We start from the raw sequence: 23,087 nt of genomic DNA on the forward strand, positions 1-23,087 counted from the left end.
TAGGGTTAGGAGCAATTGGATGTCTCAATTTGGAAGAAACAAGGAAGTTGTTAGAAAATCTTTTGGCAAGATTAAAGAAGTAGTTTCGCTGCCAAACCTTATAGAAGTTCAATCTAAATCTTTCAATGATTTTGTTCAACTCGATTACCTTCCAGCAGAGCGCAAGAATGTTGGACTTGAAAAGGTCTTGCGTGATACTTTTCCTATTGAGCACAATGAACGTATTTCACTTGAATATGTCAGCTATGAGCTTGGTGAGTGGGCATGTGTATGCGGAGCGCTAACAGGGCTTGAGAATCGTTATCAATGGTCTTGTACTGCTTGCAAAAAGAGTGGTTGCAGTCGTTTGGAAGAAAACAATACGTGTCCTCTTTGTAAAAAAGAAGCTGCTCGCTATGCGCATTGTAAAGTTTGTTTCTCTCGTGTTTCCATAAAAAACACCTCCACCGTTGACGAATGTCGTTACAGCGGAAAAACTTTTTCAATGTCGCTCAAAGTTAAAATGCAACTTATTTGTTGGGACGTTGATGCAACAGGAAATCGCACTGTTCGAGATATAAAAGAACAAGATGTCTTCTTTTGCGACCTTCCGGTAATGATCGACTTATACGAAGATGACAAAGAACGTATCAAGCTAGGTAGCCATGGAACCTTCCTCATCAACGGTGTAGATCGTGTTGTGGTAAGTCAGATTCACCGAGCACCTGGTGTAATGTTTGCACTAAGTAAAAAGTCTAAAGATTTCAGAGGCCAGCCTTGTCACATTGCACGCATAATTCCAAGCAGAGGTTCATGGATCGATTTTGAATTTGATCACAATGACCTTTTGTATATTCGTGTTGATAAAAAGAAAAAAATTCTGGTCACTACTTTCTTGCAAGCATTGGGCGTTGAACGCAGCTCAATCCTTCCAACCTTTTATGATTTTGAAACAATTGATATCAAAAAAGGTAAATTTTTCAAAAAAGTTAATACTCAATTGATTGGTCAACGCTTAGATGCCGATTCATTGCCAAAAGAAATTGAAAATCAGTTTACAGTTGGGCGCCGTTTAACAAAAGCACATGTAGACAAGCTTTTGAAAGAGGGTGTTGATACACTTATCGTTAGAAAAAACAGCCTGTTGAACAGAATTGTAGCACAAGATATTATTGACACCGACACCGGAGAAATCTTAGTTGCTCATGGTACTATTTTGAATGAAGAAATAATTGATCACATCTCCACATTGAGCGATGGTTCAATTAGCGTTATTCAATCATCAGGCTATGTATTACAACCAACAATTGCTCTTACTTTTGCACAAGACACCGTTTCTTCATATGAAGAAGCATTAAAAGATGTTTATAATAAACTTAAGCCTGGAGATGTTCCTTCTCTCAAGATTATGGAAGAATATCTTCACAATTTGTTCTTTAACCCTCGCTTCTATGATTTAACAATTGTTGGCCGTATTCGTACCAACAGAAAATTGAACTTGGACACTGATAGTTCAATTTCTCATTTAACAAAAGAAGATATTATAGCTACGTTGCAGTACTTGATTGGGCTAAAAGAACGTGGAGAAGGCGAACTTGATGATATCGATCATTTGGGTAATCGCTGCATTCGTCTTGTTGGTGAATTATTACAAAGTCAGCTTTATGTTGGTTTTGCGCGTATTGAACGAATTGTAAAAGAACGCTTCCGTTTGCAAGAAAATTATGCAGCATTAATGCCTTATGATTTCTTGAACGTTAAGCCTTTAGCTGCAGTAATGCGTGAATTCTTTGGAACTGGTCAGCTTTCACAGTTCATGGACCAAACAAATCCACTAGCAGAAACAGCACATAAACGTCGTCTTTCTGCTCTTGGACCTGGCGGTATTACTCGCGAACGCGCTACTTTTGAAGTTCGTGACGTTCATACATCACATTATGGCCGTATCTGTCCTATTGAAACACCAGAAGGTCAAAACATCGGTTTGATTTCATCTCTTGCTACCTACGCTAAAGTTAACGACCTTGGATTTATTGAAACACCATACCGAAAAGTAGTTGACGGCATTGTTGAAGACCGAGCTATTTATTTAGATGCTTTTGAAGAGCAAGGCAAAAAAATTGCCCAAGCAGCTACTGAGCTTGATCAAGACAACCGCTTCAAGTCACCAAAAGTATTGGTAAGAAAAGATGGTGATATTGTCACTATTGACGAAGAAGATGTTTCTTACATCGATGCATCACCACGCCAAGTATTTTCTGTTCCAACGTCATTAATTCCCTTCCTTGAAAACGACGACGCGAACCGTGCATTGATGGGTTCAAACATGCAACGCCAAGCAGTACCTCTTATCAGATGCCAACCACCGCTTGTGGGAACTGGTATGGAACGAGAAATTGGTTCCAGCGAAGGTGTAGTTTTACGAGCTAAAAATTCTGGTGTAGTTTCTTACGTTTCTGCCGATAAGATTATTATCAACTTGGACAAAAAAAATCTTAATGAAAATAACTGGTTGCTCAAGTCTATCGACGTTTATAACCTTAAGAAATTTGCACGATCAAGTCATAATACATGGATTCATCATACGCCAATCGTCAAAGTAGGGGAGCGTATTGAACGAGATGATATTCTCACTAACGGCCCAGCAACCAACAATGGTGATCTTTCTTTGGGTAGTAACATTCTTGTGGCATTTATGCCATGGCATGGTTACAACTTTGAAGACGCTATTGTGGTAAGTAAGCGTTTGGTTAGTGACGATGTATTTGCATCAGTTCACGTTGAAGAATTCGTAGCAGAAGCGCGTGATACCAAATTAGGTGCTGAAGAAATTACACGAGACATTCCAAATGTTTCAGAAAAAGATTTGGAAGCGTTGGATGATGACGGTATTGTAAAAATTGGTACACGTATTCAACCAGGGGATATATTAGTTGGTAAAGTTACGCTAAAAGGTGACGTTCAAGTTTCTCCAGAAGAAAAATTGCTTCGCGCAATATTTGGCGAAAAATCACGCGAAGTTCGAGATACTTCATTAAAAGTACCACCTGGAATTGAAGGTACTGTTATCGATGTGAAAATTTTCTCTCGTAGCGGTATTAGAAAAGACAAGCGTTATAAAGAAATTGCGCAAAAAGAATCTCAAAAAATTGAAGAGAATCTTGCGTATCAAACAAGCATTGTTCAACAACAAATTAAAGAACAACTTGTTAAACTTCTTGATGGCCAAGTAATAAAAAACAGCAAGATTAAAGAATTGAGCAAAGCTGCAACCAAGGCTATTTTAGAAACATTGGAACCAGAAACTCTTGTTGAGTTTGAAACAGCAAGTAAAGAAATTAATGCTGACATCAAGCGCTATAAAGAAATTCTCAACAACCAAATTCGTGTTTTAACTGCATTGAAAGAAGAACACGTAGCTCGTTTGAGAAAGGGTGACGATCTTCCTTCTGGCGTTATTAAAATGATTAAAGTGTACGTTGCTAAAAAACGCCGCCTATCAGTTGGTGACAAAATGGCAGGACGACACGGAAACAAAGGGGTTGTGTCACGCATTGTTAATATCGAAGATATGCCATACATGCATGATGGTACTCCTGTTGATATCGTTCTTAACCCACTTGGTGTTCCTGGTCGTATGAACATTGGGCAAATCTTAGAAACTATCCTGGGTATGGCTGGCAAAAAAATTGGTAAAGACTTTGCTGCAAAACTTAATGAACTCAGTGAAAAAGAAATAAAAAATCAACTATGTCAGCTTTATAGCAAAGATGTTATTGATAATATTGAAAAAACATACGGTGAACAAGGAATACAGGATCTTATTAATCAAACAACTACGCTTGGTTTTGCAACAAAAACACCTGTATTTGAAGGCGCGGATTATAAAACTGAAATTCAGCCATTGTTAAAAGAGATAGGCTTGCCTATTGATGGTACCTACACGTTATTTGATGGTCTTACAGGCAACTCGTTTGATCAACCTATAACCGTTGGCTACATTTATATGATGAAATTGAATCACTTGGCGGACGACAAACTTCACGCTCGCTCTGTTGGGCCGTACTCGCTCATTACGCAACAGCCACTTGGTGGTAAGGCGCAATTTGGTGGTCAACGTCTTGGGGAAATGGAAGTGTGGGCACTCTTTGCATATGGCGCTGCATACACCTTGCAAGAAATGTTTACCATTAAGTCAGACGATGTAAATGGTCGTATCAAGGCATATGAAGCAATTGTTCGCGGTGAAGAAGTGCCAGATCCAGGTATACCTGAATCATTTAATGTCTTGGTTAAAGAGTTGCAAAGCTTAGGCTTGCAGGTAGATCTGTTTAAGACAAGTAAGGAGCAAGTCGGTGAATAATAGAATGCTTGAACGATTTCGTGAATACATCAATACAACACAGTTTAATGCGATCAGAATAGGCATTGCTTCACCAGAAAAGATTCGCTCTCTTTCGTATGGTGAAGTAAAAAAGATTGAAACCATTAACTATCGTACGCTTAAACCTGAACGTGATGGTTTATTTTGCGCTCGCATTTTTGGTCCAGTAAAAGACTGGGAATGTAATTGCGGTAAATATAAGCGCATGAAACATCGTGGTGTTACCTGTGAAAAATGTGGTGTTGAAGTTATTCAATCACGTGTACGTCGTGAACGGATGGGACATATCAATCTTGTTTCTCCTGTTTGCCATATTTGGTTTTTAAAGGGTATTCCAAGCTATTTAAGCTTGATTATAGGCATGACTGTTCGTGACCTTGAACGTATTATCTATTTTGATAGTTACATAGTTATCAATCAAGGTAACTCTCCATATCCTCAAAAAACGCTGCTCAACAGCCAAGAATATGAAGAATATGTCAGTTCACATGCCGAAGATATCACCTTTAATGCAGGTATGGGCGCAGAAGCAATCAGAACACTGCTCACCGGCATTGACCTGAACTTTGAAGTCAGAAAAATAGAAGAAGAATATAAAAAAACAACATCGATTGCCGTTAAGCATAGACTTGCAAAACGTTACAAAGTTCTTTACAGCATGCTTCAAGCAACTATTCGTCCAGAATGGGTTTGTTTTGAGGTGCTGCCAGTAATTCCACCAGATTTACGTCCTCTTGTTCCTCTTGAAGGCGGACGCTTTGCCAGCTCAGACTTGAACGATCTTTATCGACGTGTTTTAAATAGAAACATTCGTCTCAGAAGACTTATTGAACTTGAAGCTCCAGACGTTATTATCAAAAACGAAAAACGTATGCTTCAAGAATCAGTTGATGCGTTGATAGACAACGGTCGTAGAGGCCAACCAGTAAGAGGTTCAAACCGTCGCCCTCTTAAATCATTAAGCGAAATGCTTCGTGGTAAGCAAGGTCGATTCCGTCAAAACTTGCTCGGTAAGCGCGTAGACTATTCAGGTCGTTCTGTTATTGTGGTAGAACCAGAACTTGAAATGCATCAATGCGGATTACCAAAATTAATGGCACTTGAACTCTTTAAACCTTATGTTTATGTTGAGTTGCAAAAGCGAGAACTCGCTACAAACTTACGCGTTGCAAAACGCATGGTTGAAGAAATGACTGCTGAAGTCTGGGAAGCATTGGAAGAAGTTGTTAAAGACCGCGCAGTACTATTAAACCGTGCTCCAACATTGCATCGTTTGGGTATTCAAGCCTTCTATCCAATTTTAGTAGAAGGTAAATCTATTAAGATTCATCCACTCGTTTGCGCAGCATTTAACGCCGACTTTGACGGTGACCAAATGGCAGTGCACGTACCGTTGAGCAAAAAAGCTCGAACAGAGGCAGTTAATCTTATGCTTTCTGTTAACAACTTGCTTTCCCCTGCAAACGGACGCCCACTTTCTACACCAACCAAAGACATGGTACTTGGCCTGTACTACATGACCAAAGGACGCAAAAATGTATCTGGTGAAGGCTTAGTTTTCTCAAGTATTCATGAGGTTATTTACGCTTACCAACATGAACAAGTCAGTATTCATGCACCAATTAAAGTACGTTTAAAAAACAACATTCTTGTTGAAACAACGGTTGGTCGCGTTATTGTATACGAAGCACTTCCTGAAGGATCTGACTTCAACTGGGTAAATAAAGCAGTTAAGAAAAAAGATCTTGGAACATTGGTTGCTTCGCTCCATAAGTATTTTGGTAGCCATGCAACAGTTAAGACATTAGATAAAATTAAAAAACTTGGTTTTTCGTATGCTACATTTGGCGGCGTTTCATTGTCTATTGATAACTTAATTATTCCTGATGAAAAACAAAGCATCCTTAACGACAGCAAAAAACAAGTAGAAAAAGCTGAGCAACTTTATGTTGACGGTATTATTACCAACGGTGAACGTCTCAATAAAATTATTCAAATTTGGGCGCGTGCCACTGAAGACGTAGCTAACAAAATGTTAAATGTTCTTGAGAAAGAAGATCGTGCAGCAGCTACTAACACCGACAAAAACAATAAGCCTTTCAACTCAGTCTTTTTGATGCTTGATTCAGGAGCTCGTGGTTCTAAACAACAAATTCAACAGCTGGCCGGTATGCGAGGACTAATGGCTCGACCATCTGGTGAAATTATGGAAACACCGGTTTTGGCAAACTTTAAAGAAGGCTTAAGTGTATTTGAATACTTCGTATCAACACACGGGGCTCGTAAAGGTTTGGCAGATACAGCTCTTAAAACAGCTGACTCTGGTTATTTAACTCGTCGACTTGTTGACGTTGCACAAGATATGGTAATTACTCAGGCAGATTGTCAAACTCTTGGTTATATTGGCTTATGTGATATTGCTGAATCAGGTGAAATTATAGAATCTATTGGCAAACGAGCATATGGTCGTATTGCTGCAGAAGATATAAAGGATCCATTCACCGGAAAACTAATCGCAACCCAAGACTCATTACTTACTGAAAGCATTGTTGAACAAATCAACGATTCAGCTGTGAACAAAATAAATGTTCGATCAGCATTAACGTGTCAAGCAAAACGTGGCATGTGTGCTAAGTGCTATGGTATGGATCTTTCAACCCAAAGATTGGTTGATATCGGTACAGCTGTAGGTATTCTTGCTGCACAGTCAATTGGTGAACCAGGTACACAGCTTACCATGAGAACTTTCCACATCGGGGGTACAGCAAGCGGTCTGGTAGAACAATACCACTACAAGGCTCGTTTTGACGGTAAAGTTGCTTATCGCGATGTTCACGCAGTAAAAAATCGTGATGGTTTGTGGACAGTAATGAATCGTAAATCAAAAGTTGTTATCATACAAGAAGATGGTCGCGAACTAGAAGAATACAAACTAGAATACGGTTCTCTTATCTTTGTTAACGACAATGCAACGATTAAAGCTGGCGAAAAAATTGCTGAATGGGAACCTCATAAAGTAATTATGTCTGAAAAGGCTGGTTGCGCTCAGTTTATTGACTTGATTGAAAACGTTACTTATCAGGAACGGTTCGACGAAACAACAGGGATGTCTCTTAAGATTATTCTTGAACGTCGTGATGAAAAACGCCAACCATGCGTTGTGGTATTTGACAAAGAAGGCGGTGAAGAAGCTCGTTATTATCTTCCAACCGGCGCTATATTAATTGTTAAGCCAAATGCAATGGTACTTCCTGGTGATGCACTTGCAAAGCTACCTCGTGAAGAAACAAGAACTAAGGATATTACCGGTGGCTTGCCACGTATTGCAGAATTGTTTGAAGCACGTATTCCAAAAGATACCGCAATTATCAGTGAAGTAGATGGTATTGTTAGATTCGGTGGTCTTCATAGAGGCCAACGTCGCGTTACCGTAACCACTGAAGAAGGCGAAGTTTTCGAATATAGTATTCCAAGAAACAAACAACTTCTCGTTGAAGACAACGAAGCTATTAAAGCTGGTGACCCACTCTGTTCTGGTGTTCTCAACGTTCATGATATTTTGAGAATTTTAGGACCAGACGAAGTACAAAAATATCTTGTAAAAGAAGTGCAAGAAATTTACACCTTACAAGGTATTGAGATTAACGATAAGCATATTGAGTTGATTGTTAAGCAAATGCTTCGCAAAGTTCGTATCATAGATGCTGGCGACACTAACTTTGTTGTTGGCGATCGTGTTGATAAAAACCATCTTCAAGCAGTTAACAAGCTTATTGCTCAAGCAGGTAAAAAGATTGCTACAACAAAGCCTATTTTAATGGGTATTACTAAAGCATCTTTGGGAACAGAAAGCTTCTTGTCAGCAGCATCGTTCCAAAATACAACACACGTATTGACTGAAGCATCGTTAGCTGGACAAATTGACTATCTTTACGGATTGAAAGAAAACATACAAATTGGTAAACTTATTCCGGCAGGAACAGGAGTCCCTTCCTTTAGGCTTCAGCATATTGGGGAAGAGATTTCTGACCTTGAACGACAAGCACGAGAAGAAGAAAGACTTGAAATTGGCCTTGATGAAATTTCTCTTAGCTAAATAGGTTTGTAGGCACGTAGCTCAGTTGGTAGAGCATTGCTTTGACGTAGCAGAGGTCAGCGGTTCGACTCCGCTCGTGCCTACCATTTAGACAAGAGAAGTTGTTCTTGATTAAAATAGAAATAAACGATATTATAGATTTGTGTATTTTTAGAAGTTAAATTGACTATTTGTAATCAAAAATAGTTTTAAATTTGAGGTTCTCGAATGTTAAATAAAGAGGAAAAAAGCAACATCATTGCAAAGTTTGCTAAATCAGCAAATGACACTGGTTCATGTGAAGTGCAAATAGCGCTTATCTCTAAGCGAATTAGCCAACTTTCAGAACATTTGCAAAAGTTTCCTAAAGACAATCATTCCCGCAGAGGACTTCTGTGTATGCTTGGACGTCGCAAAGCGTTTCTCAAGTATTTGGAAAGAACTGACTTTAAGAGCTACAGCACTATTTCTCAATCCATGAAAGAATTGAGCTAAATCGTTAATTCTTTCATGCTACTATTATCTAAAGTCTTTTCTTTTTACTGAGAGGTACGATTATAATGCACATGAAATTCAGCCTACCTGAGTTGGGTATTGAAGTTGAAATTGGTAAGTTTGCCCGACAAGCTCATGGTGCTGCCTGGGTTAAAATTGGCAACAACGTCGTGCTTTCCACTGCCGTTGCAGCTCGTGCAACAAAAGATTTTGCGGGCTTTTTTCCGTTAACTGTTGAATATCGCGAAAGACTTTCTGCTGCAGGTAAAATCCCTGGCGGCTACTTAAAACGAGAAGGTCGATTGTCTGATCACGAAGTGCTTATTTCACGCATTATTGATCGTCCAATTCGTCCGCTGTTTCCAAGCTATTACTTCGATGAAGTACAGCTCCTTTCAACAGTCTATTCTTCAGACGGATCGTTCCCTGCAAGCATGCTTGCCTTAATCGGTTCATCAATTGCGTTAACTATCTCTGAGATTCCATTCTTAGGGCCTGTGGGCGGTGTACAAATTGGCCGCGTTAACGGTGAATGGAAATTTAATCTCAGCCACGAAGAAATAGAAAAATCAGACACCAACATCATTGTTGCAGGAACCAAGACCGGTATTTCTATGGTCGAAGGAAACTGTAACGATTTGTCTGAAAAAGAATTAATAGATGTTTTGTTTTTAGCGCATGAAAAAATTAAAGCACAGGTAGACTGGCAGCTTGAAATTCAAAAAGAAATCGGCAAGCAAAAACTTGAGCTTTCAAGTACTTTTGACTGGGATGCTTTGCAAGCAAAAGTTGACGGTTTTGTTGTCGAACAAGATATGACAAGCGTTTTTGCTGAAACAAAAAAAGAACGCAGTCTTGCTATGGACGCACTTAAAGAAAAAGTTGTTCAAAACTTTGCAGCCGACATTGAAGCTGGCACTATTTCTGAAGATATTGTAAGTCATCTCTTTGAAAATCGCGCCAAGGTTCTTCTTTCCGATATGATTGGAAAACAGCAAACGCGTATTGACGGCAGAAAACTTGATCAAGTAAGGCCTATTTCTGTTGAAACAAGCCTTTTGCCATGCGTACATGGTTCTTCTATTTTTATGCGCGGTGAAACACAAGCATTATCAAGCGTGACCCTGGGCACCTCGCAAGATGCTCAAAAGGTTGACTCACTTTTTGGGGCAACACAAGAACGCTCATTCATGCTTCACTACAACTTCCCACCATTTTCTGTTGGTGAAGTCCGACCAATTCGCGGCGTAGGTCGTCGAGAAATTGGACATGGATTTTTAGCAGAAGCATCATTCCGCAATGTTTTGCCAACTGAAGAAGCTTTTCCTTACACCATTCGTTCAGTTGTTGATATTTTAGAATGCAACGGCTCCTCGTCAATGGCAACAGTCTGTGCAACAAGTATGGCCCTTATGGATGCAGGGGTACCAATCAGTCAAATGGTTGGTGGTATTGCTATGGGTCTTGTAAAAGACTCTCAAGGCGGTTATCACGTTTTGACAGACATTCTTGGCACAGAAGATGCTCTTGGCTTAATGGACTTTAAGGTAACTGGCACCACTAAAGGTATTATGGCTTTCCAGCTTGATATCAAGGATAAAGTCGGCTTATCTCGCGATCTTTTGCTCAAGGCTCTTGAACAAGCACGCACAGCTCGTTTGCACATTTTGAATAAAATGGCAGAGGTTCTTGAAAAACCGCGTGAGGAAATTTCCAGTCTTGCGCCACGCATTTTCTCATTCAAGGTTCCACAAGATAAAATTGGTGCGATCATTGGGCCCAGTGGCAAAGTTATTAAAGAAATTATTGCCAAGACAAAAACACAAATTGATATCGATGACGATGGCACTGTTAAAATTTTCTCCAAAGATGAAGCTGCTGCAAAAGAAGCTGGCAACTGGATTAAAACCATTGTTGGAGATATTGAACCAGGAAGTTGCTACGATGGTATAGTTCGTCGTGTTGTTGATTTTGGTATCTTTGTCGAGCTGGTACCTGGCAAAGAAGGCCTCGTGCATATTTCTTCAATAGCTCGCGACAAACAACGCGACCTTGAGCGTATGTACAAAATAAATGACATTATCAAAGTTAAAGTGATTCATTTTGACAAAGAAACTGGACGCATTCGTTTGATTGCACCAGAACTTGAAAAATAAACTACTTAGTTTTTGTACTTAATCTTTTTAAATGGAAGCATCATGGAATCGGCAAAGCAGCGTGTTGAACGTATTGATGGACGAAGCGTTCATCAGGTAAGACCTATCAGGGCCTACTACGACATAATCGGTTTCGCAGATGCTTCCATTTTATTCGAACTCGGAAAAACAAAAATTCTCGTCTCAGTAACACTGCAAGACGGCGTTCCTCGCTTTTTGAAAGGCCAAAAAACTGGCTGGTTAAACGCAGAATACGCTATGCTGCCTTGTTCAACGCAACAACGCGCTCAACGCGAAATTATGGCAGGTAAGAGAAATTCTCGAAATGTCGAAATTTCACGCTTAATTGGCCGCTGTTTACGAACTATTCTTGATCTTGATTTCATTCCGGACAAAACGATCACCGTTGATTGTGACGTATTACAAGCTGATGGCGGAACTCGCGTGGCAAGTATTACGGCAGCAAGCTTAGCGCTTAACTTGGCTGCTAAGCGCTGGCGAGAACGTGGTGTTACTCGCGATGGATTGGTCAAAGAATCTATTGCAGCAATATCCGTTGGAATGGTACAAAACGAGCCCATGATCGATTTAAATTATAGAGAAGACTCACAAGCACAAGCAGATTTCAATGTCGTTATGACACAATCTGGCAAGCTTATTGAGCTACAAGGGACCGCTGAAACAAATCCCGTTGATTGGCAAAGCTTTGAGCAACTCAAAGAAATGGCAATCAACGGCATTAGTAATCTCTTTCTAACAACAGCAAGTATCACACCAGCTCTTGTTGCACAACAACAGGATATGCTGCCAATAACAAGTCATTCTGATCTTGAAAACAAAGCAACTGTTTCTCATTCCGCTCGCGTAAACCCTTTTAGCATTGCAGGCAGAATCAATGCTCATGTCCAAAAATAGTAACAGTAAAACTTTAAGTAGAGTTTTAATTTTGTGTGGTACTATTTTTTTAGCAGCATGCTTTCCCAAGCAACAAATTTCGCAAAATTCACACGTTCCACTCTTTATTCCAGTACCACTCAGTAAATTCACTTTTCGTGATATATCGACACTTATTTATCAGTCTATGAGCGACCATTGCGCACGGGTTGGCCATACACTGGTTACCCAAGCCCAAAACGGTTATTCGTTGCATATTGAAGTCAAAGATTTATCTTCCTTAAGAAAATTTGTCTCTCCTGATGTCTTACTTTTTCACACAACAGTTCGGCTTGAACTAGCTTGTTCGCTCTATAATTTTACACAAGAGCTTATTGCACAAAAAACATTTCATTTTTCGACCTTGATATCTAAGGCAAGAAATCCTATTATTAACAGTAGTTTTTTAACATTTGAATACAAACAATTAATGAACCAAGCAGCGCCAAAAATTGAACGCTACTTCAGGCGATTTCTGAAAAAAGATGGATTTTAAAAATTTTCTCAAACAAGCCCTTACTCACGATTTTTGGCAACAAAACAAAAGTTACTGTTTTCAAGGATCTGTCTACCCATACTTTTTTTTCAGAACACTTTTTGCTCAATTAAGTAAAACTAACTGCTTACCAGCGAATTTAGCAAAAACATGGGCAACAGTTTTGGATGAAAAAAAAATCCAAGTTATGTTAGCGCAAAATATGCTTGGCATAAATTCGTTTTATTGGTTCGGCGATAGCATTAACACATTACCTGAAAAGACAAAAAAGAACTTAATCGAATTTTTTTGCCTGTACAGAGGGCCAAACAGTATCAGCTTTTTTGTTGATCTTGAAACGAATATTTCTACATACCCATGCACCTTAATTGCGATACCTAGTACTATTGATTACACAGATCTTCAACTACTGTTATCTTTTTATGGGAAAAATATTCCTGAAAAAAAAATGGCTTTGCTCAAAAAAATATTTGCTCGAACGCCATCGTTACCACTCGACACCTGTTGCAACATTTTGAATATGCTTGATCTTGTAAGCGTTCAATTACTGGACCAATTATTTACCTATCTTGAAAAATCACTTGAAACACAACCTGCATTTGCACAACTTTCAGAATATTTTTTTTCAGGAAACGCATCAGCATTTTTTTCTGTCTGGAGTAAGGTCAGTCAAGAATATCCAGAAATATTTTGGCTATCATATTGGTCTGAACAAGTGTGGCGCGCATATCATACTAAAAAATTTCTACAAAAAAATGACTTTGTTCAAGCAAAAAAGATGGGCTACCGCCTTCCCTATTCATTCATGAATCGATATTGGAAAAATTTTAAACTTCAAGATCTATCCGAATTGCATGAACAATTGTATACTATCGACTACGCATTAAAAACAGGATCGACATTTTGCTTGCTCGACCAATTTTATTTGAATCATTTTTTGAAGTATACACAACAAAAGGGGATGTAGATTTTATGGCGCTATCATTGTACGATCTTTTAAAACGAGAAATAAAACGCATGATTGTTGGCATTGGAAAAGATGGTGCTGGCAACATTCACCCACTCATTATGAACGAAACAGAACGTTACGTCATTGAGCAAGTTTTACGAGAAACGAATAATAATTATTTACTCGCTTCAAAAATGCTGGGTATTAGCAGAAGTACTTTATATAGAAAAATAGATACGCTCAGTATTGTCACCAATAAAAATAATCCTGAAAAATTAACTTTTTAAGTGATTATTTCATTAACGCATCTTTAAAGAAGTTGAGTTCATCAAGCACTTTGCCTGCACCAAGCACCACACACAAGAGTGGATCTTCAGCAACGCGCACCGGCAAACCAGTTTCTTTGGAAACAAGAACATCCAGCTTTTTCAATAATGAACCACCACCAGACATTACAATACCACGATCAACCAAATCTGACGAAAGTTCTGGCGGTGTGTTTTCAAGAGCTGAACGAACTGCATCAATGATAACTGAAATAGGCTCAGTCAATGACTCAAAAACTTCAGCATCGGTGAGCGTTAATGTTTTTGGAACGCCGGTTATCAAATCGCGACCCTTAATTTCCATTTGCTGAGATTCATCTGACAAAATAGCGGTACCAATTTTTATTTTGATATCTTCTGCGGTTTTTTCGCCAATCAATAAATTGTACTTGCGCTTCACATACTGCACAATTGCGCGGTCCATTTCATCGCCACCAACACGCACTGACTTGCAATAGACAATGTCTTTAAGCGAAATAATAGCAACTTCTGTTGTTCCACCGCCAATATCTACAATCATATTGCCCGTTGGTTCACCAACAGGAAGCCCCGCCCCGATTGCCGCAGCCATTGGCTCCATAATAGTATACACTTCACGAGCTCCTGCTTGCTTGGCAGAATCTTCTACCGCACGTTTTTCAACTTGCGTAATACCAGAAGGAACACCAATAATCATGCGTGGACGTACGAGCGTTTTGCGATTATTGTGCACTTCGCGAATAAAATAGCGCAACATACTTTCGGTCAATTCAAAATTTGCAATTACACCATCACGCATGGGTCTACTTGCAATAATACTTTCTGGTGTTTTACCAAGCATTAATTTTGCTTTATTGCCAGCCGCAAGTACTTCATTTGTTGAAGATTTAATAGCCACTACTGAGGGCTGATCAAGAACAATGCCTTGATCTTTAACATAAATCACGGTATTTGCTGTTCCAAGATCGATTGCCATATCATTGGAAAAAAAGCTAAAAAGCTTTCTAGCTGGCCAATATTTCATTATGTATCCTTACCTCAAATTAAAAGTGCAGTTCTACACCACATGAAACCTGATGTGTTTTACAAATCGCGCTACCACCTATAGGAATGTCGTATGCAACATAAATAGTAGGATCAAAAGACCAATTATTCAAGGCTTTTTTTGTATCATACAAAAATTGTAAAGTCACATAATGCGATCGACGACTTGTTTTATTTTCTTTGTCAGCAATATTAGCATTAATTGCTTCCTGATTAATATCAACTGTTGGTATACGACTCAAATAACTTGCTATTGTTTTATCTTTACGCGCATCACGAAATGTATCGTGTTCATGACGAACATAGGTATAACGACCCTGTAAACTCAAGCCGTCAGTTAAATTTTCAAGAATTACATACGGCGAAATTTTAAACGTAAAACCTGGATCAACCTGAATTTTACCAATCAAAGAACTAAAAATGTCCGGTTCTTGGTAAGTTGCCATGCGCCTCAACCTTGTTTCTTTAAACTGATGCAAGAAACCAAACATAAATCCTACTTTTAAATCTTGTTTTAATTCAAACTCTGGAACAAAGTCGAAATATAAACCCCAGTGGCCATTTCCCATAAATGACACCGATGTTGGAACATCATTGTCGGCAAACGCCCCGGTTGGCAGAATCAGCCCAAGGCGCGCATTAAGATTAATACTACGCATAAGCAACTTATGATCGGTAAAAAAATTATACTGAGCAAAAATATCAATATCTCCCAAACCACCTTTTTGCCATGAGTTTTGAGTAAAACCAATAACATCATGCGTTTGTCGACGAAATTTATCCATGTCTTGGCTCAAGGTACGTTTTTCGTTATCAGTCAAAACCCGCGGCAAAGACGGCTCGGTCTGTTCTTGAAAGTCTTTACTCAAAAATTGGTAGCGCGCCGTTGTGTCCAAATGCATAATGGGCGCCCATAAGCCAAAAAGAAAACGATGCTCTTCTGTTATTTTATAAGGATATTTGTACGAAAGAACAAGGCCGCGCGATCTAATCCGTTGGCTTACTTTAAAAGGAGCCTTAACGGTATCAAAACCAGGACCATATTTTCCAATCAATGGGTTGACATATGCGGGATTCACCGCTTGCAAAGAAAAGATGATATCATTTAAATCATACTTTCCCCACAGCTCTGGAATACCAACCGTGCCACGCGAACGACTAAATGCCGTCGAAGCAAAGGTCATAAAAAACGATGTATCAACAACATGTTTGTCGTTATACCCATAATCTTCAGGTTTTTCAAAAAAAGGAAAATAGCGACTTCCATTATGAGTTGCACAAAGGCTATCGATTATTGTGAGAAAAAAAGCTGCTAAAAATAAAAAACGCTTTATGTGAGGCATCATTTTTCCACCATGTCGTTAAGGTGTTATGATACAAAATTGCAATGCAAAAACACGCTTGAATGCAAGTTTTGAGATTACTTCAAATTCAAGTTTAGTCAAGGAAACTATTGGTAGTTGTTTGATAATTTTCTGACAAAAATAAAAGCATGCCACTTTATCATCACAATTGGTTCTATGCTAAAGATTAAAATTGAGGTACAGTTAATTCAATAAAAAGGAAAGTGCAACCCCGTAAGTGAGAATTACTCATGGATGCAATGAAAAAATCGTCGACCAAAAATCACCAGATTTTTGTTGCAAACTGGAAGATGTATACATCAGCCGACGAAGAAATTCGTATTGGGTCTGAAAATTATGACAATTTTATAGATCTTGCTCGCAACCCAAATCATGAAATTATTTTGTGTCCTTCTTTTTTATCGTTGCACACACTCAGTAATATTTTTAAAGAAACTCCAGTTCAGCTGGGCGCACAAGATTGCTCCGAACATAACAAAGGCGCCTTTACCGGCCAAGTTTCAGCAAAAAGCCTCAAAGCAGCTGGCTGTTCTTATTGCATTATTGGCCACAGCGAGCGTCGCCAGTTTAACGCTGAAAACAATCAACAAATATCCCTCAAATTCCAACACCTACTGGACCAAGGCATTGCGCCAATTGTATGCGTTGGAGAAAACGAAACTGAATATCAAGAACACAGAGCCCTTCAGGTCTTAGAAGATCAGCTTAAAGAAATTTTCTCTTTGATGCGCTCAAGTAAATATACATTGCGAGATTTGCCTATTTGTATCGCTTACGAACCAATTTGGGCTATTGGTACCGGCAATGTTGCTCAACCCGAACATTTGAATACCGTGTTTGCTTGGCTTGCCAATCAAACCAAAAATATCGATCCATCAATCAATTGGAAGTTTTTGTACGGCGGCAGTGTAAAAGCAAATAATGCCGCCTGGCTGAAAGAAATTGAATATTTGGACGGTTTTTTGATTGGTGGTGCAAGTTTGGATTTTCAAGAGTTTGAAAAAATAGTATACTGTACTAATTAGAGACGAGTTATTAGTTTAGTTTAAATGAAAGCACCCGGCCCCTTACCATGCCTGGAGCAACTTGCGAGGAATTATGTTTACTCTTTTGATGACACTATTTATCTTTTCATCACTCATTCTTGCTATCTTAATTTTAATTCAACAAGGCAAAGGCGACATGGGCATGGGAAGTCTTGGCGGCAGCACACAGATGTTGTTTGGCGGCTCGGGCGGTCAGAATTTTTTTGAAAAAGCAACCTGGATTCTTGGCGCTATCTTTTTGTTTGGCTCACTTGGCCTTACCGTTTTGAAAGCAAAAGAAACAAGAGAATCAAGCCTTAAAGGTTTTGTAAGTAAGAAACAAGCAAGCAAGCAACCAACTCAAGAATCTAAATCTCTTGATCTTGACATGGACTTGTCAAAAGACAGCAAAGAAACTGCTTAATAGATAAATTAATTATAAAAGAATTTTAGTGCGATTAACAGCAACGTAACACACCACCTTGAAAAATAGGAAATAGGAGATCGGTGTTAATTAAACTTGCTGACTACATTGGCGCAAAGTCAATTCATCTTTCTGAACGCCTGGGAAAAATTGGCCTTTTTCTTGGTGATTCAGTTATTACTTTGTTTACAACAAAGCTCAAGCTCAAAAAGTTTTTTTATTATATGAACTACATCGGCGTCAATTCGCTTGGTGTTGTTGGCCTGATTGGTGTTACCGGCGGAGCAGTTCTTGCCCTGCAAAGCTATATCGGCCTTCATCGTTTTGGCGCAGAGCGCTTCATAGGCCCGGTAGTATTTCTTTCAATGACTCGCGAGCTTGGACCTGTCTTTACCGCAATTATGGTCATTGGACGCGCTGGTTCTGCTATTACTGCCGAAATTGGCACCATGCGGATTACGGAACAAATTGACGCTCTTCAAACACTCTGCATTAATGTTAAACAATATTTGGTGATTCCACGCATTTTAGCAGGAACTTTTATCTTACCTTTTCTTTCGATTATTTGCTCATTATCAGGAATTCTTGCTGGTTACATTACTGCTGTTTATGTTTTGGGCATTAATCCTGAAGTTTATATGGAAGCAATTCGCGAAAGCTCAGAACTTTCTGACATCACCATTGGACTTTTAAAAGCATGTGTATTTGGTTTTTTAATTACGTTGGTAAGTACTTATAAAGGATACACTACCAGCGGCGGCTCAAAAGGCGTTGGCATTGCAACCACACAAAGCGTAGTTTTTTCTAACGTTACCATCTTTATTGCAAATTATATCTTAACCTCTTTACTGTTTTAATTATGATACAGCTTACTGGTTTAAAAAAAGCATTCGGATCAAAAGAAATTACGCGCGGGCTTGATTTAACTATCAACACCGGCGAATTTATTGCTATCATTGGCAAATCTGGCGAAGGAAAATCTGTTTTACTTAAACAGATTATTGGTTTAATTAAACCAGACGCCGGCGAAGTAATTATTGATAATGAAGACGTAACCAAACTAAAAGGCAGAAAACAACAGGAAGTTTTTAAAAAATGCGGCTATGTTTTTCAGTTTGCCGCTCTTTTAGACTCATTAACCGTTTTTGAAAATATTGGCATTACGCTTTTGGAAGAAAATATTCCACAAGAAAAAGTTTTGCCCCTTGTCATTGAGAAGCTTAACAGCGTTGGACTAAGCCAAGATGTTTTGGACCGATACCCAGCAGAGCTTTCTGGTGGTATGAAAAAACGTGTTGGCCTTGCCCGAACACTCATGCTCACCCCAAAAATTCTGTTGTACGACGAACCAACAACGGGGCTAGACCCCATGACCACACGCCTTATTCATGAATTAATTTTAGACACGCATCAAAAATTTAATATCACCACTGTTGTTATTTCGCACGATATTGAAGTATTTAAATTTGCTACCCATGTTGCCATGCTTTATGAAGGTAAAATTGTTTATAAAGGCGATGCTAAAACAATTTGGGAATGCGATAATCCGTATATTTATCAGTTTATTCGCGGGCTACCTGAAGGACCTATTGAACAGGTAGGAACGCAGCAAACAAACCAACCAGGTACTCCAACCAACGAAGACTCTCAACAATGATTTATGAAAAACCATTTATTTTAATTATCGACGACGAAACAGCAATTCTAAAAACACTCAAAGAAGCTTTAGAAGATGAAGACTTTCGCGTACAAACACTAGCAGAACCCCGTCAAGCTCTTGAGCTGATTGGCCAATTAGTGCCCGACCTCATTTTACTCGACATTTCTATGCCTCACGTCAACGGCATTGATTTGTTAGAAAATATTAAAAAAGAATACCCTCAACAAAAAATCATCATGATTTCTGGCTACGGCAATATACAACTCGCTCTTGAAGCAATACGCAAGGGCGCTTACGATTTTATAGAAAAGCCACTTAATTTGGACGAAGTTTTACCTAAAATTGAATTCTTAAAAACCAGTTCAACTGCATGGCCACAACAACAAATCACGCCAAATAAGTTTTATGAACAACAAGGCATTGTAGGGAAAAGCTATTTTTTTCAAGAATTTATTGATCAAATACAACGCGTAGCTCCTTTAAAACTTCCATTGCTCATTTATGGCCACCACGGCACTGGTAAAAGCATGATGGCACGCTACACACACACGCTCAGCAGCATTGCGCAACTCCCTTTTCATATATTTAACTGCGGTTCAGACGATAACGCTAAAAATTTTGATGAGTTTCTTGCACAAACCGGAACGCTCTTTGTTAAAAATATTGATATGCTTTCACTACCATTGCAAAAAAATCTAGCTGCTCATCTTGAAAATAAAAGTATGGAAAATCAGCGCCTTATTGCATCAGCAAACTCTTCTCTTATTTCGCGCGTACAAAACGGCACCTTCAACAGCCTCCTCTTTTTTAAACTCAATGTAACCCCACTCGAAATTCCCGCACTCAACAAGCGGCCCTACGATATTCCATTATTGATCGAACATTTTGTTGAAGAAAACAAAAAAAGACATCATAAAACAATCGTTTTTCCAACAACAACCGTACGCCTTTTGCGCAACCACCCGTGGACCGGAAACGTGCGCGAACTTGAGCAGTTTATTGAAAAGGTCACACTGCTCGCACCTGAAGACCATTATGTTGTTACCCAAGACAAGCTTGAAATGTATTTGCAAGAAAAAGACATATCATTTGTTGAAGAACAAAGTTTTACCTTTTTTAATTCTCTTAATGAAGCAACATCGATGTTTGAAAAAAAATTTCTGTTGTATCTTTTGAGAAAAAATAAATATGATCTTGATCAGGTTTCAAGCAAACTAAGTATCAATACTTCACAGCTGCGATCAAAGATGCTGGATCTTAACATTGATCTAAAAAGTTCTTGATTCTCAAGTAAAAAAATTCACTTAGACATTCGTTAATTACCTGCTAAAATACCAACATGAAGTGTAATACATTACGACTCATAAGGTTATTGATAATAGTGAGGAGTTACCATGGACAACATAACTAATCCAGCAGCCGAACAAATTAAAGAACACAGTCTTAAATGGCAAACACTCAAAAGTGAAATTCAAAAGGCTATTGTTGGTCAAGATTATGTTATTGATCGCGTTTTTATTGGCCTTTTGTGCGGCGGACACATTTTACTTGAAGGCGTACCAGGCCTTGCAAAAACAACATTAATAAAAACAATTTCCCAAGCAATTGGTCTTGATTTTAAACGTATTCAATTTACGCCAGACCTTTTGCCAGCTGACTTGCTGGGCACGCTGGTTTACAATCCAAAAACTCAAGAATTCCAGACCCGAAAAGGTCCAATTTTTACCAATCTCTTGCTGGCCGACGAAATCAACCGCGCCCCTGCCAAAGTACAGTCGGCATTGCTTGAAGCTATGCAAGAACGACAAATAACAATTGGCGACAACACATTTTATCTTGAAGACAACTTTTTGGTTTTAGCAACACAAAACCCGATTGACCAAGAGGGCACCTACCGCCTTCCTGAAGCACAGGTCGACCGGTTTATGTTTAAGCTCTTAATGGGCTACCCAACCATGCAAGAAGAAAAAGAGATTGTTTACAAAGCAAGCAACCCGCAAAAAATTACTACCGTTTTGGATAAAGAAGAAATTAACGCAGCAAAAAGTCTGGTCAACCAAGTTTATATCGACGACAAAGTTATTGAATACACTCTTAAACTTGTTTTTGCATCGCGCACACCACAAGACTTTAATTTGGATGATATTCATTTTTTCATTCAGTACGGAGCCTCGCCCCGCGCAACATTGGCAATTAATCAAGCAGCTCGCGCTCATGCCTTTTTACGCAAACGCCACTTTGTAATTCCAGACGATGTTAAAGCAGTAGCTCCCGATATTTTGCGCCATCGTATTTTACTTACGTATGAAGCCGAGGCGGAAAATATTACCACCGACCAGATCATACAACAAATTTTACGGACAATCCCAACTCCCTAACAGCAAGCCCAGCGCACTACGAGATGTATGGAGGTTTTATTATGTTTTGCTTGACAGACAAGAAATGGTAACAGTATCTTCGTAGTCTAAAAGAGGATATTTGGCTATGAAGCAGCAATTATGGATACTGAACAGTTCACTCCTGGCAACTTTTTTTGCAATTTTAGTAATTGCAAAGCTTTTAAAGGTAGAACCACCTCGAGTTCGCATGAGACGAAGCTTTGCAGAAAAAATTGAAAAAAAAAAAGAAACACTCCCTGCATCATCATGGGAAAAAATTTATCAAAACGACGTATTTAAAACATACGTAGCCAAAGAATTTAAACCAGAAAAGGTTTCTTTGGTAACCCCAATCCCCGAACCTACTTCCCCAGAAGTCAAACCAGCTCCCGAACCTAAAAAACAAGAATTTATTGATGCGCTCAACATAACCCTCAAAGGTATCATTATATCTTCCGACGAACTTAAAAGCGTTGTTATGATTGAAGATGAAACCCAAAAAGAGGGGCTTTATCATTTGGGGGACAAAGTTAAAGACGCACAAATTATTAAAATTTCTCGCAATCGCGTTGTATTATTACGCGCCAACGGTCAACAGGAAGTATTCTTTTTGCGCAAAGACGACCCCGAGCTAGAGCTTGATGCGCAAGGCATGGACAAATGGCAGTATGTTGTTAAAAAAATTGACGATACTACCTACCATGTTGACCCTCATAATTTTAAACAAGCAATTGACTCACTGGGCAACTTTATTGAACGCGCCAGCATTGTTGGCACGGCATACCAAAAGAATGTACCAATTGGCATTCGTGTGGGCGCTTTAGAAAAAGATGAGCTTGGGCACGCGCTTGGTTTGCAAAGTTATGATATAGTATTAGCCATTAACGATATGAACACCGCCGATGTTAAAAATAGAATTAAAATTTACGATACCATTACCGCCATGAAGCTGAACAGCGAATTTACGGTAAAACTTAAACGTAAAGAAGAAGATCTTGTTTATACGTATAAATTATCAACAATCAGCAAAGCAAAGAAAAAAATCTTCACCGGCAAAAAGCCAGACGAAGAAGGTAAGAAAAAAGAAGAAGCCGAAAAATTGAAAATGAGTAAAACGCAAGAACGTGAAAACTTAATTCGTGAATTCCGAAAACGGCACCCTCAAAATGACCAACGTTCAGCCATTGCAAAGATTAGACAGCGATTATTAGAAAATTTACGCGAACGCTTGAAAAATACTCGCACACGAGCACAAGATAGGCCTAACGATAGAACGCGAGGCAACAACCAAGCACCAAGCAACAACGGACCAGTAAAACAACAGAGCGCTCAAGCACAATCTGAAAGCACCAAGCAGCAGACAGCGCCCTCAGCGCCAGCACAACAAGCGACCACACAAAAGAAAAAATAAAAAGGAAGT

Annotated in this window: 17 protein-coding genes and 1 tRNA gene; 16 read left to right on the forward strand and 2 right to left on the reverse strand. The window is 39.0% G+C overall.

All coding sequences use genetic code 11. From position 1 onward, the window contains the following. The first annotated feature begins 19 nt into the window (after positions 1–19). From rpoB to K2W90_01800, 9 genes are all read left to right on the forward strand, one after another. Positions 20–4,342 (forward strand): DNA-directed RNA polymerase subunit beta, encoded by a 4,323-nt coding sequence (rpoB, locus tag K2W90_01760; protein MBY0353067.1) that lies wholly within the window; start codon positions 20–22, stop codon positions 4,340–4,342. Beyond that, positions 4,335–8,459: a DNA-directed RNA polymerase subunit beta' gene (gene rpoC / locus K2W90_01765; protein MBY0353068.1), complete on the forward strand. Its 4,125-nt coding sequence runs from the start codon at positions 4,335–4,337 to the stop codon at positions 8,457–8,459. Before rpoB ends, rpoC begins: the two co-directional genes overlap by 8 nt. Positions 8,460–8,469: 10 nt before the next feature. Then, positions 8,470–8,545, forward strand: a tRNA-Val gene (locus K2W90_01770). A 121-nt stretch (positions 8,546–8,666) separates the two neighbouring features. Beyond that, positions 8,667–8,933, forward strand: a complete 267-nt coding sequence (gene rpsO / locus K2W90_01775; GenBank protein MBY0353069.1) for a 30S ribosomal protein S15 — start codon at positions 8,667–8,669, stop codon at positions 8,931–8,933. Positions 8,934–8,998: 65 nt separating this feature from the next. Next, on the forward strand, positions 8,999–11,089 hold the full coding sequence (gene pnp, locus K2W90_01780; GenBank protein ID MBY0353070.1) for a polyribonucleotide nucleotidyltransferase: 2,091 nt from the start codon (positions 8,999–9,001) through the stop codon (positions 11,087–11,089). A 42-nt stretch (positions 11,090–11,131) separates the two neighbouring features. Further along, the gene (gene rph, locus K2W90_01785; GenBank protein MBY0353071.1) at positions 11,132–12,004 is read left to right on the forward strand and encodes a ribonuclease PH; all 873 of its coding nucleotides are present in this window, start codon (positions 11,132–11,134) and stop codon (positions 12,002–12,004) included. Further along, positions 11,985–12,518 carry a hypothetical protein gene (locus K2W90_01790; protein MBY0353072.1) on the forward strand — a complete coding sequence of 178 codons (534 nt, stop codon included), beginning with the start codon at positions 11,985–11,987 and terminating at the stop codon, positions 12,516–12,518. The genes rph and K2W90_01790 overlap by 20 nt, the downstream gene beginning before the upstream one ends. Positions 12,519–12,681: 163 nt before the next feature. Further along, positions 12,682–13,485, forward strand: a complete 804-nt coding sequence (locus K2W90_01795; protein ID MBY0353073.1) for a hypothetical protein — start codon at positions 12,682–12,684, stop codon at positions 13,483–13,485. A gap of 5 nt (positions 13,486–13,490) precedes the next feature. Further along, positions 13,491–13,754 (forward strand): hypothetical protein, encoded by a 264-nt coding sequence (locus K2W90_01800; GenBank protein MBY0353074.1) that lies wholly within the window; start codon positions 13,491–13,493, stop codon positions 13,752–13,754. A 4-nt stretch (positions 13,755–13,758) separates the two neighbouring features. Here the strand turns inward: K2W90_01800 and K2W90_01805 are convergent, their stop codons facing one another. Both K2W90_01805 and K2W90_01810 read right to left on the reverse strand, forming a co-directional pair. Beyond that, entirely contained in the window at positions 13,759–14,796 is a 1,038-nt protein-coding gene (locus K2W90_01805) for a rod shape-determining protein (GenBank protein MBY0353075.1), read from the reverse strand. A 19-nt stretch (positions 14,797–14,815) separates the two neighbouring features. After that, a complete protein-coding gene (locus K2W90_01810) occupies positions 14,816–16,162 on the reverse strand; it encodes a hypothetical protein (GenBank protein MBY0353076.1) in 1,347 nt (448 codons plus the stop codon). 248 nt (positions 16,163–16,410) lie between these two features. Between K2W90_01810 and tpiA the strand changes: the two genes are divergently transcribed. The 7 genes from tpiA to K2W90_01845 all read left to right on the forward strand — a co-directional run bounded on the left by tpiA (position 16,411) and on the right by K2W90_01845 (position 23,078). Then, positions 16,411–17,205 (forward strand): triose-phosphate isomerase, encoded by a 795-nt coding sequence (gene tpiA, locus K2W90_01815; GenBank protein MBY0353077.1) that lies wholly within the window; start codon positions 16,411–16,413, stop codon positions 17,203–17,205. Between the two features lie 73 nt (positions 17,206–17,278). Then, positions 17,279–17,629: a preprotein translocase subunit SecG gene (gene secG / locus K2W90_01820; protein ID MBY0353078.1), complete on the forward strand. Its 351-nt coding sequence runs from the start codon at positions 17,279–17,281 to the stop codon at positions 17,627–17,629. Positions 17,630–17,712: 83 nt separating this feature from the next. Then, positions 17,713–18,486, forward strand: a complete 774-nt coding sequence (locus tag K2W90_01825) for an ABC transporter permease (GenBank protein ID MBY0353079.1) — start codon at positions 17,713–17,715, stop codon at positions 18,484–18,486. 2 nt (positions 18,487–18,488) lie between these two features. Then, positions 18,489–19,286, forward strand: coding sequence for an ATP-binding cassette domain-containing protein (locus K2W90_01830; GenBank protein MBY0353080.1), 798 nt, complete (start codon positions 18,489–18,491; stop codon positions 19,284–19,286). Next, entirely contained in the window at positions 19,283–20,572 is a 1,290-nt protein-coding gene (locus K2W90_01835) for a sigma-54 dependent transcriptional regulator (GenBank protein MBY0353081.1), read from the forward strand. The genes K2W90_01830 and K2W90_01835 overlap by 4 nt, the downstream gene beginning before the upstream one ends. A gap of 111 nt (positions 20,573–20,683) precedes the next feature. Further along, positions 20,684–21,667, forward strand: a complete 984-nt coding sequence (locus K2W90_01840; protein MBY0353082.1) for a MoxR family ATPase — start codon at positions 20,684–20,686, stop codon at positions 21,665–21,667. A 106-nt stretch (positions 21,668–21,773) separates the two neighbouring features. Then, on the forward strand, positions 21,774–23,078 hold the full coding sequence (locus K2W90_01845; GenBank protein ID MBY0353083.1) for a hypothetical protein: 1,305 nt from the start codon (positions 21,774–21,776) through the stop codon (positions 23,076–23,078). Positions 23,079–23,087 lie beyond the last annotated feature (9 nt).

Source organism: Candidatus Babeliales bacterium (assembly GCA_019749895.1).
Classification (GTDB): domain Bacteria; phylum Babelota; class Babeliae; order Babelales; family RVW-14; genus AaIE-18.